We start from the raw sequence: 16,624 nt of genomic DNA on the forward strand, positions 1-16,624 counted from the left end.
CGGCTTATTGCACTACGATCTGGGCCTTCGAGCGCAGTTCTTCCAGATATTTGTCGGAGTCCGGGTTCTCGCCCTGCTGTTCCTTGCCGATATCCTCGGCGCGGAAGACGACCTCAGCCGCAACATCGTCAGAAACCTGACGCTGGTTGCAGATTGCGAGATACTCGACGCCGCGATCGGTCACGCGGGTTGCCGTCGTGCCACCCTTTGCCTTCTCCACCAGCGGCTTCCACTCCGGCGGCATTTCAGGCTCGAGAACGCGGCCGAGATTGCGGATCGATACGTCGAGATAGTTCTTCGCGAAGTCCATGGCCTGGTCGCAGCCGGGGAAAGAGGCGCGCGACTTTTCGGCTTCCGCCTTGCGCTTGCCGACGATGCCCTTCTTAGAAGCGGGCACCACGAAGATCACCTGCTTGAGGAAGTACTCCGTCGTCACCGGCTTCTGTTTGTTTTCGAGAAGACGGGTCACGAGATCCTGGTTGGACAAACGGCCACGCGCCCCCGCCCCATAACGCGCGTTCACGAGGCGCGGCCAGCTCATGGAGACGGCGATAAAGGACTTGAAGTGCGCGGCACCAACGCCGGCCTGATCGAGCACGGAATTGAGCTGCGACACCGACATCTTGTTCGAGGATGCAAAGCGTTCGAACGAGGCGTCAACTTCCGCCGTGCTGACGGACATGCCAACACGCGCGATCTCCTCGCGCTTCAGCGTCTCGTTCACGAGTTCGTCCCGGGCGATCTTCTGGAGATTGCCGGTACGACGCTGCAGCCTGAGAAAGGCCACTCGGCGAGCGACGTCAGCACTCGTGATTGCGGTCTTGTTGACAACGGCCGCCACCGATGTTGCCGCCTGGGCCGGCGCGAAGATTGGCGTCGGGCTGACGCTCAAGGACAGCGCGATGACGCCGGCAAGCAGCAGACCGGTGCCTTTTTTTGCATGAGCCATCTGTTATCCTTTCTCCGAACTGCAGAAGCCTGCTCCGGACTTAGATCATGGAACGGATTTTAGAACCGCCGCACGGATTGCACAATCCATGCGGCGAAACAATGACCTGCATCGCAGCGGTGTGGCCTCACTCGAACGAGGTGTCGCTGAGATTGATCTCTCCGAGGGTGCGGAACACCAGCTTTCCACCGATCGTCCAGTCGTTCGCGGTCTCCGCATTCGGATCATACTTGTCCGAATAGGCGATCGAGAAGATCGTGCATTCATCGGCATAAGAGATGCCAACGCTGCGGCGATTGAACTTGTCGGCATCGATATCGTAGTTCACCGAGCCAAACACCGACCAGTTTTCGGTGACCTTCACGGTCGTGGAGCTGGTGACGGTCTGGTTGTCGTTGTTGAACGAGTAAGCCGGGCGCGCGTCGACCTGGGTGAAGGTCAGGCTCGTTTCGAACCTGTCCTGAGAGTAGGTCGCATTGATGTCGGTGCGGCGAACATCGAGTGATTTCTCATCCAGCCGCACGCCGGCGCTGAGCGAGAGCCCGATCGGCAGTTCGAAACCAGCCGATGCCACGTAGTCGGAAACATCCGTCTCAAGGCCGGAATCGGAGCCGACGGCCAGGAGGTCTTGCGTCGCATAGGAATTCAGGCCCGCCAGATGGTAGGACTGACCGATGACGGCGCGCACACCGATCCCGTTGTCGAAGCTGCCGGTGTAGCGCATTCCGACATTGGCGCGTGTTCCGCCTTCGACACGGTCAAACCCGGAGAACTTGTTGCGCGAGAAGAGGTTGCTGGCGTCAAACACCAGGCTCTGAGCGTCTTCGTTCGGCAACTGACCAGCATAGCCCTCGTTGTTGCGAGCATAGATCTGCGCGATCGGCTCGATGATATGCGAGCTGTTCGCAGTCGTGATCAGCCAGGGGTAGCGGGCTTCGATGCCGGCGGTCAGCATGTAGCGGGCAGGTGCGTCATTGCTGGTGTAGCCGCCGGTGTAGTTGCCAGGTGCGTCCATGGCCAGGCCATAGACATCGCCACGGGCAGCGAGAAGCGGCGTTATCTGCAATCCGCCCGGACCGTCGTAGGTGCGTTCCCATTCGAGCTCGCCCGTCAGGCGGTTCATGTTGCCCTTCAGCCCGCGATAGACATCGAATGTGCCGTCCCTGTTCGTGTCGGCGAACTCACTTGAGAAGCGCGACAGGGAGGTGAAGTTCAAGGTGCCTGACAACTGGCCACCGGCGACCAGTTCGGGTGCGTAATAGCTGTAGTCGATGACCGGCAGAACGGTCGCCTGCTTCTTTTCTGACGTGTTGTTCAGATCCGCGTCCTGAACGTCGAAATAGTAGCCGCGCATGTCGAAGAAATTGCGTTCGCCGATGCCGGTCAGGTAGACGACATTGGTGTTCGTCGACGCATTCAGGCCATCGATGCCATAGGTGCGCGCGAAGTTGTTGTCGCTCTGCAACATGACATCCCAGCCGAATGCCCAGCGCGGATTGATCTTGAACTCGCCCTTCGACGCGATGAGGCCACGCGTATCACGCGCGGCGTCGCTCGTACCGGCGGTGAAATCGTCCGTGTTCATCTGGCTGATGCCGGCGATCCGGATGTTGGCCTGACCCTTCTCGAATCTCTGGCGGACCTCCGCTTCCAGCAGGACGCCCTGGGCGCTGAAGCCGGTCGCGGTGACCGTCGCGTCGCGGTCCGGAGCGATGGCGATGTAGTAGGGGACCGCGATACCGAAGCCGACATTTTCGCCGGAACGGAACTGCGGGAACAGGAAGCCCGACTTCCGTTTTACGGTATTATCCGGCACCTCGATGAATGGCAGCGTCACAAGCGACTTGCCGAACAGTTCGAAACGCGCCCTTTCGAGGCGCACGGTCTTCTTGGTGCCGTCCTGAACCACACGTTCGGCCTTCACCTGCCAAAGCGGCGGACGCGAGGGGTTTTCCGCGCAAGGAAGACATGCCGTGTATACACCCTTGTGCAGAATCATCTGCGTGCCACCGACGCGCTGGGCGCTTTCGGCAACAAGGCGGGTGTTGTCAGTGCTCTCTACGCGCAAAGCACGCAGGAAGCCGTCGGAGAAATTGTCGGTGACATCGAGCGAATCCGCATAAATGCGGTTTCCGGTCGGCTCGACCAGTTCGATATTGCCCGCCGCTGTGACGCGGCCCGTTTTCTGGTCGTAAACGACCTGACGGGCCACCATCTGGTAGCCGGCATAATTGATCTGTACCGCACCGTTCGCGACAACGCGCTCGGCATCACGGTCATAAACGAGTTCATTGGCTGCCAGAAGCAGCTTCGCGTCATCAGGGACGTTACCTGCCATCGACGCTGAGTCGGACAGGCTCTGCGCATGCACGAGAGGCGCTGTGGGTGCCATAGCGCACACAGCGACACTGGTCAGCAGGGCTACTGAGAGCCTCCTGATATTCCCGCGGTCTTTTACCGCCACTAACCATCCTCCTTGTGAAGCAGAATCGTTGCCCCCAGTGCCATGGCTACGACAACTGGGACCCAGGCCGCAACATATGGCGGCATGACGCCGCTGCTTCCGAATGCCCTGACGAGCACAGAGACAACATAAAGCACGAAGCCTGACAATATTCCACCGAGAATCACCGTTCTCGATTGGTTGATACGGCTGAATTTCAGCGAAACGGTTGCAGCAATCAGCGTCATTGCAATCATCAGGAACGGCAGTGAAAGCAGCGAATGAAACTGCGTTTCCAGCGCATGGGGTGCGATCCCAAAGGATCGAGCAACTTCAATTTTCTGAAAAAGATCATAAAAAGCAACGCTTTCCGGACGGGCTAGGCGCTGCTGTACGAATTCCTCGTTGAGATTGGTCGCAACGCGCGCGTCGGCGAGTCGCGTCTGGATTTCTCCCGGACGCGTCTCGAGAACGTCGGTAAGCATCCAGTAACCATCTTTCAAAGTCGCTGTGCGCGCATCCTGACGCAGCACGATGCGTCCGTCCTGGTCGAAATGCAGCAGAACGGCATCGACAAGCAGGGTTCCATCTTCGAGAACGGAACGCGCGCCGAGCACGACGTCATTGTCGCCGCTCGACTGGCGCAGCCACGGAATCGGCGCCGGTTTCGCACTGCCCGCCGTTTCACGCCACTTCGTTTCGATTTCGGTGCCCTGGCGTTCACCCCAGGCGGCAAGGGGATTGATCACCAGCGTCGTCGCCAGACCGATCAGGGTTGCGCCGATCAGGAACGGCGCCATGAACTGCCAGACGGAAATGCCGGCCGCCCGCGCGACAACCAGTTCAGATTTGCGGTTGAGCGCAATCAGCGTCGCCATGCCGACGAAGAGGCCGATGAACGGCACAGTCTGTTGCAGGATCAGCGGCAGCCGCAAGGCTGTGAGATAGAGCACGCCGGTCACGGAATAGCCCGGCAGATTATCGTAGCGCCCGGAGGTTTCCGTGAAATCGATGAGATAGGTGATCGAAATGACGCCGAGGAAGAACCATAGCGTCGTCATCATGTAGCGTCGGAAGAAGTAAAGCCCGAGAGTCCAGATCATGCTGCTCCCCCGGCGCTTGCGCCCAGCCGCTTCTGGGTGAGCGTGATCGCTTTGCTTACGAGATTGGAGACCGAACGCGGCAATCGTGGGGTGCGATTCGTCGCCAGCATGAAGGCGGCGGCAGCGCCGCTGGCCAGGGGCACGAAATACTGCAGAGGCACGTAGGCCGCGGATGTCTCCACGAGCGAGGTGACGTAGTTCGAAGCCCAGAAGAGGGTCAGCGACATCAGCAGGGTCGACGCCATCGGATGCAGCCGGGCTTCGCGGTGGGACCGGGCATCACCGCACATCATCAGACTGATCACGGCAAAGACCAGCGGGAAAAAGGCCGCGCTGATGCGGCGGTGGAGCTCGGCCGTGAAGTCGTTGGGATAGCTGACATAGCGCTCGTCGAGCGGATCGGGATCCATCAGATAGAACAGATCACGATCCTTGGCGCCGAAGCGGGCCTGGCCGCGTTCCTCGGAGAGATCCGAAAGATCGAAGGCGTAGCGGTCGAAGCGGATGACGGTCACATCGCCGTTCGGCGCTTTGCGCTGTACTTCGCCATCCTGCATCACGAGTGCCTTGCCGGTTTCTTCGACCGCGCCCTCGCGGGCATAATAGATGAGTTCGGAAGCGGGATCACGGGAATCAGCGACCAGCAGCCCCTTCATCTGGCGGCCTGCCTGTCGCTCGGAAATCTGCACGTAGAGGCCGGGCTCGATCTGACGAAAGGTCTTTTCCTCGATAACCGAAGAGAGCAGATCGGCATAGGCAGTGGCGATCATGCTCCGCACATTGACGCGCATCGCCGGCTCAACGAAGCCGAGCATGACCAGTGAAAAGATGCTGAGACCGCCCGCCAGCATCAGCAGCGGACGCTGGATCGTTCGTCTCGGTGCTCCAGCGGCATCGATGACCGCGAGTTCCGAATCGTTGTTCATCGTGGTCAGCGTATGGGTGATGCCGATGACAAGCGCAAAGGGCAGGACGGTCGCGATGATGGTCGGCAGGATCATCGTCGCCAGCAGCATGAAGGACCCGACCGACTGGCCACTGTCGGTGACGAGGTTGATACGTCGCAACACCTGCGTCGTCCAGATGATCGCCAGCACCGGTAAAAGCGCTGTCGTGAACATCAGGACGACCCGCCGCAGGATGTATTGTTCGAGTATCTTCATAGGGTTCCCTTGCAGGCGCGACACGCAGACGTCGCGCCGAGGATTGGCGTTCTCTACAATGCTTGCGGCATTTTGGCGACCGATGGATGGCAATTTCCCCGGCTCAGTGATCCTGTTTTTTTCTCCACCGCGATAAATCGGACACGCTGACGCGACCTTGGCCGCAATCGGGGGATTGAAGGAGGAATGCCCGGTCAAACTCTTGCCATCGTTCGCGAAAAGACCATGATCTTCGAAAGACCTTCTTTTCACGTACTCAGGATGCCCCCATGTCGTTGAAACTCGCCGTCTCCTTCGCAAAGTCGCATGCTGCCGCGGAAGGGCTCGCCATTCTCCTGACGACGTCAGGCGCCGATATGCCAGCCGGGGCTACTGAAGCGGATCCGGCCGGCGTCTATGCCCGCGCCGCCAAGTCCGGCAAGTTCACTGGCAAGTCGCTTTCAACCCTCGACATCGTTGCTCCGCATGGCACGCCCCTCGACCGGCTGGTTATTCTCGGGCTCGGCAAGGGCGATAGCTTGTCCGCGCATGATTGGTTGAAGGCAGGGGGTGTTGCCACGGCGGCGGTGAAGGGGGCGGACACCGTAACCGTGTACGTCGATGTCCCCGGGCTTCAGGTCTCGCCGAAGGCCGTCGCCGATTTTGCGCTGGGAATGCTGCTTCGCGCCTACAAGTTCGACACCTACAAGACCAAGAAGAAGCCGGAAGACGAGGAAGACAAGGCTGAAAAGACGGTGAAGGTGACGATCGTCACCGCTGAGGCCTCAGCCGCCAAGAAGGCCTTCGCCGAAACGGAAGCGGTTGCCGACGGCGTGATCCTCGCCCGCAACCTCGTCAATGAGCCTGCCAACGTGCTGGGTCCGCTCGAATTCGCTGCCAAGGCGAAGGAGCTCGAAAAGCTCGGCGTCGAGGTCGAAACGCTGACGGAAAAAGAGATGAAGAAGCTCGGCATGGGTGCGCTTCTCGGCGTCGCCCAGGGCTCGGTGCGTCCGCCGCGCCTCGTCGTGATGCAGTGGAAGGGCGGCAAGTCGAAGGACAAGCCGATTGCGTTCGTTGGCAAGGGCGTGGTTTTCGACACCGGCGGCATCTCGATCAAGCCGGCAGGTGGCATGGAGGACATGAAGGGTGACATGGGCGGTGCTGCTGCCGTCGCGGGCTTGATGCATGTGCTCGCTGCCCGCAAGGCGAAGGTCAATGCCATCGGCATCCTCGGCCTCGTGGAAAACATGCCCGACGGCAATGCCCAGCGTCCCGGCGACATCGTGACATCGATGTCCGGTCAGACGATCGAGGTGATCAACACCGACGCCGAAGGCCGCCTCGTGCTCTGCGATGCCCTCTGGTATTGCAACGATCGTTTCCAGCCGACCTTCATGATCAACCTTGCCACGCTTACGGGGGCGATCGGCGTAGCCCTCGGCAGCGTGCATGCCGGACTGTTCTCCAACGACGATGAGCTTTCGGAAAGGCTGCTGGCCGCCGGCCTCTCGACCAATGAGCGGCTGTGGCGCATGCCGCTCGGCAAGGACTATGACAAGCTGATCGACTCCAAGTTCGCCGATATGAAGAACACCGGCGGCCGCCAGGCAGGCTCAATTACGGCAGCCCAGTTTCTCAAGCGCTTCGTCAAGGACACACCCTGGGCGCATCTCGACATTGCCAGCACGGCGATGGGTTCGCCCAACGACGAGATCAACCAGTCCTGGGGCTCGGGCTACGGCGTGCGCCTGCTCGATGAACTCGTTCGCGCCCATTACGAATCCTGATGGCGGTGACTGCCGCCGTGGCCGATGTTCTCTTCTACCATCTGACGGAATCGAAGCTGGAAGACGCGCTCCCGCCGCTCCTCGAAAAGAGCGTGGAGCGCGGCTGGCGTGTGGCTGTCCAGACGCGTGATCCCGAAAGGCGGGATGCGCTCGATGCGCATCTCTGGACCTATCGGGACGAGAGTTTTCTGCCCCATGGCACGGAGGACGGCGCCTCTCCGGATCGCCAACCGGTGCTGCTGACCACGGGTACCGAAAACATCAACCAGGCGAGCGTGCGCTTTCTGGTCGATGGCGCCGAGCCGCCGGATGAGCTCCCCTACGACCGCGTCGTCTTCGTCTTCGACGGATACGACACGGAACAGCTCGAGGGGGCCCGCTCGCAATGGAAACGGCTGAAGAGCCAGGGCCACACTCTGACCTACTGGCAACAGAGCCCCGAGGGGCGCTGGGAGAAGAAGGCCTGATTGGGGCGCCGGTTCAGCGGCGCCCTTTCTCGATGTCAGGCTTTCATGATCGTCTGGCGCAAGAAGCTGTAGCCCATGGCGGTCCGTCGCGCCATTTCCGCCGAATTGCCGGCCCCGCCATGACCGCCGGAGCCATATTCGTGGAAGAGGGGCAGGTGTCCGGCCTCTTCCAGCCGCATCGCAAAGCGCCGCGCATGCGAAGGATGCACCCGGTCGTCATTGCTGGAGCTTTCGATATAGACGGGCGGATAGGCTTGGTCCGATGCCGGCTTAACCTGATGCAGCGGCGAGTAGCCGAGCAGATAGGCGCGGTCTTCCTCGTCGTCGGGGTTGCCGTATTCGTCCATCCAAGCCCGCCCGGCCGGGAAAAGATGGAAGCGGGTCATGTCGAGCACCGGAACCCGGCACCAGACGGCGCCGAAATCATCAGGATAACGTGTCAGCATGACCCCGGTGAGCAGGCCGCCATTGCTGCCGCCTGTGCAGGCGATCCGCGATGGATTGGTATAGCCACGCTTCACCAGATCACGGGCGATCGCGACAAAGTCTTCGTAAGCCTTGTGGCGGCCGTGACGCTTCACGGGTTTGTGCCACTCCGGCCCCAGTTCGGATCCGCCGCGGATATAGGCCTGCACGTAAGCGCCACCCTGGTCCAGAAACCGGCCCGTGGTCCCGGAATAATGTGGCGCAAGCGGAACGGCGAAGCCGCCATAGCCATAGATCAGAATCGGAAGCTCGCCCTTCGTCCACGCCTTCGGCAGCACCAGATGGTAAGGCACCTTGGTGCCATCCTCCGATGTGGCTTCCAGAAGTTCGCTGGTCATTCCCTCAGCATCGAAAAAGGCGGGCGACGTTTCCTGCGGCACCAGGACAAGCGGTCTCTTGGTGGGATTTCGGTCCTGATCGGAAAGGGCGAGCGTGTAGCGGGTCGGCGGCACCAGGAAGCCGGAGCCGATCACATGAAGCGTGTCGTCTCCCAAATGCAGGTCGGCATGGAGCGGAGAGAAATAGAGGGCCTCGATGCCGGTTGGCAGCTCGATGCGCTGAGGCACGGCGTCCTCTTTCGTCAAATCGAGTGCATAGAGTTCAGGCGAGAGGCGATCATCGACGGTGTAGACCGCCCAGTGGCGGAGCAGGGTGAAGTGATGCACGGCGCGACCCGGCATCGGCTCTACCAGAACGCGTCGCTTCGGCGCGAGAGGTTCAGAACCGAACGGTGTCAGCGCCTGCAGGACGAGGCTGCCGGACGCCACCTGCTCGTCGCTCTTCGCGAGCCATAGGATGTGGCTGTGGTTGATGTCAAAGCCGATTTCCCGTGGCAGCGGCAGCCGGCGGGCAACGCCATCGGCGTCCTCGACGTGAAGGCTAAGCTTGCCGATCTCGTGGTTCGCCATGAACACCCGGATCTGTCGCGTGTCGGGCCCCGTGTGCCCGCCGAGTTCGGGATCGATGATAAAGCCATAGCCGGTGACGTCGGTTGGTGCGGCCTCGAACAGGATCTCCGCCTCTGCCGGGGCTTCGCCCCGGCGCAATCGCCGTCCGACCCTTGGCCAGCCGGATTGCGTGGCGGAAAAGGCGTCGATCGATCCGAAATAGGCGATCTCGTCGGCGCTGAGCCATGACGCCTGCGCCCGGACTGCCGGCGTGTCGAAGCCGCCGTCCACCACGCGTTTGGTTTTGAGATCAAACTCGAGAAAACGCGTCAGGTCAGAGCCACCGTCAGACAGTCGCAGCAGAACGCGCGTCGGTTCGAAGGGGCAAGTGACGCAACCGCCAAAAATCCAGCGTTTTCCCTCTAGCGCACAGAAAGCATCGACATCGAAGACCGTTTCCCACGCGGCATCGGCCCGCGGCCCATCCGTCGCCGGCAGTCGGCGCAGCACGCCGAGTGGATTGTCGCGGGACCGGTTGAAATCGAACAGCCAGTCGCCGCGCCGCGTTGGCACGATCAGCCTGTCCTGGCGCTCCATCATGGACTGAAGCGCCTCGGCGTCGGCCTCCATTTCAGGTGTCGCGAGTGCCTCGTCAGAACGCGCGTTCCGTGCGGAAACGAAGGCCAGCGTCTGCGGATCGTCATCCTTTTCGAGAAAGAGATCCATGGCGCTGCTCCTTTGCATTTTTGTCATTTCATTCGATCAGGCGAGATCGGTGCGACGGAAGTCCTCGCCCACATAGAAAAGGGGTGCACCGGATGCCTTGGCGCTTGCGTAGGAAAAGCAGTCGCCGAAATTGAGGCGGGCCGGATGGCGCCCTCTGCCGTAACGCGAAAAGGCGTCGATGGCAGCAAGCGCTGTCTCGCGGGTGGCCGGCAAGATTTCGGCGTCAAGCTCGGCGAGAAATTCCTCGACGAAATCGAGGCTTTCTTCCACCGTCTTGTGCGTCCGGGAAGAGATCACCACGGTTGTTTCGTAAATGACGGTCGCTGACGTCTAAAAAGGGGTTTGCGAGATTGCCAGGCGATCGAGAAGTTCCTCACGGCGGGGTGCGTCCGTCAGGATTTCCACCAGCGCCGAGCTATCTATGAACATCGTTGTCGCCCCACATCTCATCGAGGAAAGCCTTCTCGTCGAATGGCTCCAGGCTCTCGTAAGCGGGCATGTTGTATTTCGCCCGGATCTTCTCCAGCCGCTCGGCGAGCGGCGGCCGCTGCTCTTCCGCCTCGACCACGCGCTCGAGCGCCTGGCGGATGGCATCCGTCTTGGTCGGTGCTTTCAGGATTTTCTGCGCCTGTTCGGCGAGCTGGTTCACGCGTTCATCACGCACGTAGAGTGGCATGGCTTCACCTCGTGAATATACACTCTCAAGATAGTGTATATTCAAAGGTTCAACAAGGAAGGCAGGGCTTCAGCCGGCCATGCCCTCTTCGTATTCTGCGGACAGCTCCAGCCACTGCTCTTCCGCAGCGGAAAGCTTGGCAGCTGCTTCCCCCCGCTGCTTGGCCTTTTCAGCTGCCTTGGCTGGCGCTTTCTCGTAAAGAGCCGGATCGGCCAACTCCTTGTCGAGCGCCTGAATCAAAGTCTCCAGCTTCTTCGTCAACGCCTCGACTTCGTTGATCTTTTTCTTCAGCGGCGCAAGGCTCGCGCGCCTGTCGGCAGCCGCCTTGCGCTGTTCCGCCTTGTTGACGGTATCAGCGCCGCCGTCGCCCTTGTCCTTCTCCACCGGCTTCTTGCCCGACGCGATGATCAGCGAGCGATATTCTTCCATGTCGCCGTCGAAGCTGGTGACCGTGCCGTTGTTGACCAGCCAGAGCCGGTCGACGGTCGCCTCGATCAAATGGCGATCATGGCTGATCAGGATAACGGCGCCCTCATAGTCGTTGAGCGCCTCGATCAGCGCCTTGCGGCTGTCGATGTCGAGGTGGTTCGTCGGCTCGTCGAGGATGAGCAGGTTCGGAGCGTGGAAGGCGGCAAGCCCCATCAGCAGGCGGGCCTTCTCGCCGCCCGAGAGATCCTTGGCAGCCGTCTCCATCTTTTCCGTCGCAAGCCCCATCTGCGCGACGCGGGCACGCACCTTGGCTTCCGGCTCCAGCGGCATCAGCCGGCGCACATGGGCAACCGGGCTCTCATTCGGGATGAGGTCATCAAGCTGGTGCTGGGCGAAGAAACCGATCTTCAGGCTCGATGCCGTCTTGAGCTGGCCACCCTGGGCTTCCAGTCGGCCGGAGATGAATTTGGCGAAGGTCGACTTGCCGTTACCGTTCGAACCGAGCAGCGCGATGCGGTCATCGTTGTCGATCCGAAGATTGAGGTTCTTCAGGATCGCTTTGCCCGGCTCGTAGCCGACCACGCCGCCCGAGATTGCAACGATCGGGGAGGCCGGCTGCTTTTCAGGCTTCGGGAAGGTGATCGGATGAACGTGGTCCTCGATGACGGCGGCGACCGTGCCCATGCGCTCCAGCGCCTTGATGCGGCTCTGCGCCTGCTTGGCCTTGGTTGCCTTGGCTCGGAACCGGTCGATGAAACTCTGCAGATGTTTGCGCGCGGCGTCGTTCTTCGCCTTCGCCTTCATCTGCAATTCGTCGTTCTCGGCCTTCTGTCGCTCGAAGCTGTCATAGCCGCCGCGATAGAGCGTGAGCTTCTGCTGGTCGAGGTGGATGATCGAGTTGACGGCGGTGTTCAGGAGATCCCGGTCGTGGCTGATGATGATGACCGTGTGCGGATAGCGCCGCACATAGTCCTCCAGCCAGAGTGTGCCTTCAAGGTCGAGATAGTTGGTCGGTTCGTCGAGCAACAGCAGATCCGGCTCGGCAAACAGCACCGAGGCGAGCGCCACGCGCATGCGCCAGCCGCCAGAGAAGGACGAGGCCGGGCGCAACTGCGCCTCATGGTCGAAGCCGAGGCCCGACAGGATCGTCGCCGCGCGCGCTTCTGCCGAATGTGCGCCGATATCGGCAAGCCGCGTCTGGATTTCGGCAATGCGATGCGGATCCGTCGCCGTCTCGGCCTCTGCGAGCAGGGCTGCGCGCTCCTTGTCTGCGGCAAGCACGATGGAGATCAGGCTCTCTTCCGTCCCCGGCGCTTCCTGCGCCACCTGGCCGATGCGCGCGTTCTTCGGGATGGAGATATTGCCGCTTTCGGAGGCCAGATCGCCCGTGATGATGCGGAACAGGGTGGATTTGCCCGCACCATTCTTGCCGACAAGGCCAGCCTTGGTGCCGGCCGGCAGCGCGACGCTGGCGTGGTCGATGAGCAGGCGGCCTGCGATGCGGGCGGAGATATCGTTGATCGTGATCATGGCTCTTGCTTTTGGCCGATGTCACGGCCAAAGGCAAGCGGGCGAGGGGGCACGGTCGGGCCGCCGGGCGATCTCGTCAGGCGACCTGGCGCTGTCCGGGCTTGTAGCCGATGATCGGCTGGCGCGGGTTTTGGCGCGCCAGTATCGTGGCGGTCTTAGCAGTGGCGAGCCAGCTTGTCGGATCGGCGGCTTCGTGTGCCATGGCGTGACCGATCGCCAGCGGCAGCCCGCTGGAACCCGGCGAGGTCTCGGACGCGAAGACGAGATTGTTGTCCGCCGTCGTGAACAGCCGTTCGGCGATGATGTGTGCCTCGTCGGCATTGATGCCCTGGAAGACGAAGGCAAAGGTGTCGGCCTCGATGCGGGCGATGAAGTCGTGCTTCTTGATCGCCTTGCGGAAGATCGTCGCCAGACCACGGATGAGCTTGCTGACCGCTTCGTCGCCATACTGGTGCTGCAGTCCGGGAAGATCGAGAATTTCGATCAGCACAAGCGCGCTCGGCTTGGCCGCCGAGGCGGCCGAATGGGCGTCCTCCAGTGTCTGGAAGAGGCTGATGCGGTTCGCAAGTCCGGTCAGATGATCCCGCTTCATCGCAGCCTGCGCTGCGCGAATGGCCCGGTCTGCAGCATTCAGGCTGTCCAGTCCCTCGGCAACATCGGACGATAGCGCGGTTTCCGCCTTGATCATGTCTCTGGCAATCGAGGAGAGCAGATCCAGTTCGCCGAGCAACTGTTCGATACCGACAGTGACATCCTCGCGGATCGAGCGGACGACGCCTTGCACCGAGTTCGTGAAAGCCCGCTTCTGCGTCAGTCCGAGCGACAGTTGGTCGCTGAGCCGCGTCAGCGTTTTCAGCGTTTCGTCCTGCAAGCGTTCGGCCGAGACGCCGCAATGGGCGGAAAGCCTGTGCTTGAGGCCGAGTTGGTCGAGCGCCGATTGCGTCGGACGGGATCCAAGGGCTGCAAGCTCACGCGCAAGATCCGATTTGCCGCCTGCAAAGGCTTCATGGACAAGTTCGAAGTTGCGGGGAAGCCCTGCGATCTGATGCTTCAGCATGAAGACCGTGATCTTCTGGAGATCTTCTGGAAGTCCGCTCATCAATTCGTCCTGATCATCCGATGAGTTGCGCTTTATCTGTGGGAGGCCGGAACTATTCCCGCAGAGTTGTGATCTCGTAACACGGCATCACATACGAAACGGTTAAGGCAAGGCGTGCTTCAGGGCTTCCGTTTGCCTTTTGCTAAATCTGAATTACCCTGAAAAATTAGGGGCTTCCGCACTTCGGTTAATTATATTTTAGAGATGTATGTGGTTTGCTGATGCTCTGAAAACCTGCTCGGGAATAACCTCCCCAGCCCTCGACCGGCGAACATCCGTAGGCACCATGAAGTCCCTCATTCCCGCTGTCTACTTCTCGCTGTCGGTCGCCGTTGTCGCTGTCATCGCGGCAAGGCCGTCCGGCCCCTTTGTCCTCGTCGTAACCTCACCGGCTGCACATGCGGCGGGTTCGATGGCCGTTATCGACCAGGCAGACGGCGCTTTCGTCTGGGCTGGAAGCGTTCCCTGGATGTCGGTCGCTTATTCGCAGGCTCCGGATTTTCCGGAGCGGCTACTTGATGCGGGCGCTTTGCTCGTCATCAACCATGATCTGGCGCTTGGTTGCCTGCAAGGAATGAACACATGAATGAATTGAATAAGCTCAGAGACAGGATCTCCTACGGCATCGTCGGACTGCTCTGGATCAACTTTGCCCTGATCGTCATGCGCAATCTCGTCCGCGAGCAAGGTGTCGACTGGACGATGATCCTGGCGACTCTTGTCCTGTTGGTGCCGGCCACACTCTTGTGGACAAGGGATCGCACCGGCGCGACCACCCGAATGGTCACCTCCATGGCGAACGCGGCGACGGTCGCTATTCTCGTGTTCGCCTTCCAGGGCTCGCCGCTCCAAGTCGACATCCACATGTATTTCTTCGCGAGCCTGGCGATTTGTGCCGCTTGGATCGATTGGAGGGCCATCATCGGCTACGCCGCGCTCGTCGCGGTCCACCATCTGCTGCTGTATGTCGCGATGCCGCTGGCGGTCTTCCCGGGTGATTCCGACTTCTCGCGCGTCGTCCTGCATGCGGTGGTGCTGATCGTTCAAAGCATCGTTCTGATCACCCTGACCTCGGCCGTCGTCAAGGCATTCGATGTGTCCGACAAGGCTGTTGCCGAAGCAGTCGCTGCCGAGCGCGAGGCCGTAGAGATGGCCGATCACGTCAAGCGAACCGATGCCGCGGCCGAAGCCGACCGCCGCAAGCGGGAAGCGGAAAAGGCGCGGGAAGCCGAAGCGGTGGACTACGCCGTTTCCGAACTGGCCAAATCGCTGCAAAAGCTGGCGGAGGGGGACCTCTCCTGCCGTATCGAGAGCGCCTTCTCAGGCCCGCTCGATGAGCTGCGTACCTCTTTCAATACCTCCGTCCAGAAGCTCGAAGTCGTCGTTTCTCAGGTCGGTCAGGTGGCTTCAGTCCTCCGCAACGGTACGGGCCAGATCGGCCAGGCCAACAACGATCTCTCCGCCCGCAGCGAGCGCCAGGCAGCTTCGGTCGAGGAAACCGCAAGCGCGCTGTCTAGCGTGATGGCCACCGTAAAGGAAACCGCGTCTGTCGCGGATTCGGTCGGCAAGTTGGTCAACAAGGCAAGGATGGGTGCGGAAAAATCCGGCACGATCGTAACCGACGCGGTCTCTGCCATGAGCCGTATCGAGCAATCGTCGCAGTCCATTTCAAACATCATCGGCGTCATCGACGAGATTGCCTTCCAGACCAATCTTCTGGCGCTGAACGCCGGCGTCGAAGCCGCACGTGCCGGTGAGGCCGGAAAGGGCTTTGCCGTCGTCGCACAGGAGGTCCGCGAACTTGCTCAGCGCTCCGCCAATGCAGCGAAGGAGATAAAGACCCTCATCAACGCGTCCGGGGAAGAAGTGCGCAACGGCGTGTCGCTGGTCGATCAGGCTGGCGAGGCTTTGAGCACGATCGCGACCGAGGTTCAGTCGATCAGCCGCGAGATCTGCAAGATCATCGATGGTGCCAAAAGCCAGGCACAGGGCCTTGCCGAGATCGATTTGGCCGTCGGGCACATCGACAAGAACACCCAGCGGAATGCTGCAATGGTGGAGGAGTCAAGCGCTGCGATCCAGCAACTCGTCCAGGAGGCCACCACGCTGGATCACCTGATGGCGCAGTTCAAGACCGGATCGAAGACGGGTTCCGGAACCCGTCGCGCCGCTTGACCGCAGGCAAGCCCATATGCGCACGAAAGACTTGGGGCCACGATCGTCGTGGCCCCATTTCCGTTTCGGGGCTCCCTCAGGCCTCTGTCGCGTCTCACAGCCACTGCTGGCCCTCGCTGCGGACGAAATAGATCAGATCGAGGCTGAGGCTCGGTTTGCCCAGTCCCGTCAATCCGGCATGCACCTGCCCACGGTGATGGGTCTGGTGGTTGAAGACATGGGTGAGGGCCGGCCAGAGCTTCTGCGTCACGATATCGGGTGAACTGACCGGCGAATAGGTGAACGGCCGCTCGATTTTCTCCGCAGTCAGGCTCTGCGCATAACGGATGATCCGCGTGTCTTCTTCCAGTCGAGCCGCCCGCAGATCCTCGAAGTGTTCGTAGGGGCGCTCATCCAGGGAGCGGGGCATCGGGCCTTCGCCCGTGAACCGGTTCAGCCAGATCCGGTCTGCGGTCAGGATGTGGCTGAGGGTGGAAAAGACCGATCCGAAGAAGGCGCCGGTGTCGCGGTGGAGTTCTTCGGCCGATAGGTCTGCGACTGCAGAATAAAGCAGCCTGTTGGCCCAAGCATTGTAGTGGGCGAGCATCTGATAGTTCCGCATGGTGCACTCCTGAATTTGGTCCTGCACCCAGTCTAGCGGGCTTCGACCGAAATGGGCGTGATGGGTTCCATGAAAAATGCTGATTTGCATCCGGCCCCGTGATCGGCTTGTCTGACGCAAAACT

General features: G+C 60.9%; 13 protein-coding genes and 1 pseudogene. 4 read left to right on the forward strand and 10 right to left on the reverse strand.

Annotated elements, in window-relative coordinates:
* Positions 1-4 precede the first annotated feature (4 nt).
* The 4 genes from BW978_RS12420 to BW978_RS12435 form a co-directional block, all read right to left on the reverse strand.
* Positions 5-949 (reverse strand): SurA N-terminal domain-containing protein, encoded by a 945-nt coding sequence (locus BW978_RS12420; protein ID WP_076395543.1) that lies wholly within the window; start codon positions 947-949, stop codon positions 5-7.
* Positions 950-1,076: 127 nt separating this feature from the next.
* A complete protein-coding gene (locus BW978_RS12425; RefSeq protein WP_244551954.1) occupies positions 1,077-3,341 on the reverse strand; it encodes an LPS-assembly protein LptD in 2,265 nt (754 codons plus the stop codon).
* A gap of 71 nt (positions 3,342-3,412) precedes the next feature.
* Entirely contained in the window at positions 3,413-4,495 is a 1,083-nt protein-coding gene (gene lptG, locus BW978_RS12430) for an LPS export ABC transporter permease LptG (RefSeq protein WP_076395547.1), read from the reverse strand.
* Positions 4,492-5,658, reverse strand: a complete 1,167-nt coding sequence (locus BW978_RS12435) for an LptF/LptG family permease (RefSeq protein ID WP_076395549.1) — start codon at positions 5,656-5,658, stop codon at positions 4,492-4,494. Before BW978_RS12435 ends, lptG begins: the two co-directional genes overlap by 4 nt.
* 269 nt (positions 5,659-5,927) lie before the next feature.
* Here BW978_RS12435 and BW978_RS12440 point away from each other — a divergent pair, with 269 nt between their 5' ends.
* Entirely contained in the window at positions 5,928-7,424 is a 1,497-nt protein-coding gene (locus BW978_RS12440; RefSeq protein WP_076395551.1) for a leucyl aminopeptidase, read from the forward strand.
* A 17-nt stretch (positions 7,425-7,441) separates the two neighbouring features.
* Positions 7,442-7,891, forward strand: a complete 450-nt coding sequence (locus BW978_RS12445; protein WP_006727454.1) for a DNA polymerase III subunit chi — start codon at positions 7,442-7,444, stop codon at positions 7,889-7,891.
* A gap of 35 nt (positions 7,892-7,926) precedes the next feature.
* Here the strand turns inward: BW978_RS12445 and BW978_RS12450 are convergent, their stop codons facing one another.
* From BW978_RS12450 to BW978_RS12470, 5 genes and pseudogenes are all read right to left on the reverse strand, one after another.
* Positions 7,927-9,990, reverse strand: a complete 2,064-nt coding sequence (locus BW978_RS12450) for a prolyl oligopeptidase family serine peptidase (protein ID WP_076395553.1) — start codon at positions 9,988-9,990, stop codon at positions 7,927-7,929.
* A gap of 36 nt (positions 9,991-10,026) precedes the next feature.
* Positions 10,027-10,308: pseudogene (locus tag BW978_RS12455) on the reverse strand (type II toxin-antitoxin system VapC family toxin); the annotation flags it as partial.
* 97 nt (positions 10,309-10,405) lie between these two features.
* On the reverse strand, positions 10,406-10,666 hold the full coding sequence (locus BW978_RS12460) for a type II toxin-antitoxin system VapB family antitoxin (RefSeq protein WP_076395555.1): 261 nt from the start codon (positions 10,664-10,666) through the stop codon (positions 10,406-10,408).
* 69 nt (positions 10,667-10,735) lie between these two features.
* Positions 10,736-12,625 (reverse strand): ABC-F family ATP-binding cassette domain-containing protein, encoded by a 1,890-nt coding sequence (locus BW978_RS12465; protein ID WP_076395557.1) that lies wholly within the window; start codon positions 12,623-12,625, stop codon positions 10,736-10,738.
* A 76-nt stretch (positions 12,626-12,701) separates the two neighbouring features.
* The gene (locus BW978_RS12470; protein ID WP_083697580.1) at positions 12,702-13,724 is read right to left on the reverse strand and encodes a diguanylate cyclase domain-containing protein; all 1,023 of its coding nucleotides are present in this window, start codon (positions 13,722-13,724) and stop codon (positions 12,702-12,704) included.
* A 286-nt stretch (positions 13,725-14,010) separates the two neighbouring features.
* Here BW978_RS12470 and BW978_RS12475 point away from each other — a divergent pair, with 286 nt between their 5' ends.
* Positions 14,011-14,310 carry a hypothetical protein gene (locus BW978_RS12475; protein WP_076395561.1) on the forward strand — a complete coding sequence of 100 codons (300 nt, stop codon included), beginning with the start codon at positions 14,011-14,013 and terminating at the stop codon, positions 14,308-14,310.
* Positions 14,307-15,899 carry a methyl-accepting chemotaxis protein gene (locus BW978_RS12480; RefSeq protein ID WP_076395563.1) on the forward strand — a complete coding sequence of 531 codons (1,593 nt, stop codon included), beginning with the start codon at positions 14,307-14,309 and terminating at the stop codon, positions 15,897-15,899. The genes BW978_RS12475 and BW978_RS12480 overlap by 4 nt, the downstream gene beginning before the upstream one ends.
* 94 nt (positions 15,900-15,993) lie before the next feature.
* Here the strand turns inward: BW978_RS12480 and BW978_RS12485 are convergent, their stop codons facing one another.
* Positions 15,994-16,500 (reverse strand): DinB family protein, encoded by a 507-nt coding sequence (locus tag BW978_RS12485; RefSeq protein WP_076395565.1) that lies wholly within the window; start codon positions 16,498-16,500, stop codon positions 15,994-15,996.
* Positions 16,501-16,624: the final 124 nt, after the last annotated feature.

The organism is Rhizobium sp. RU33A (genome assembly GCF_900156055.1).
In the GTDB taxonomy this organism is placed as follows: domain Bacteria; phylum Pseudomonadota; class Alphaproteobacteria; order Rhizobiales; family Rhizobiaceae; genus Allorhizobium.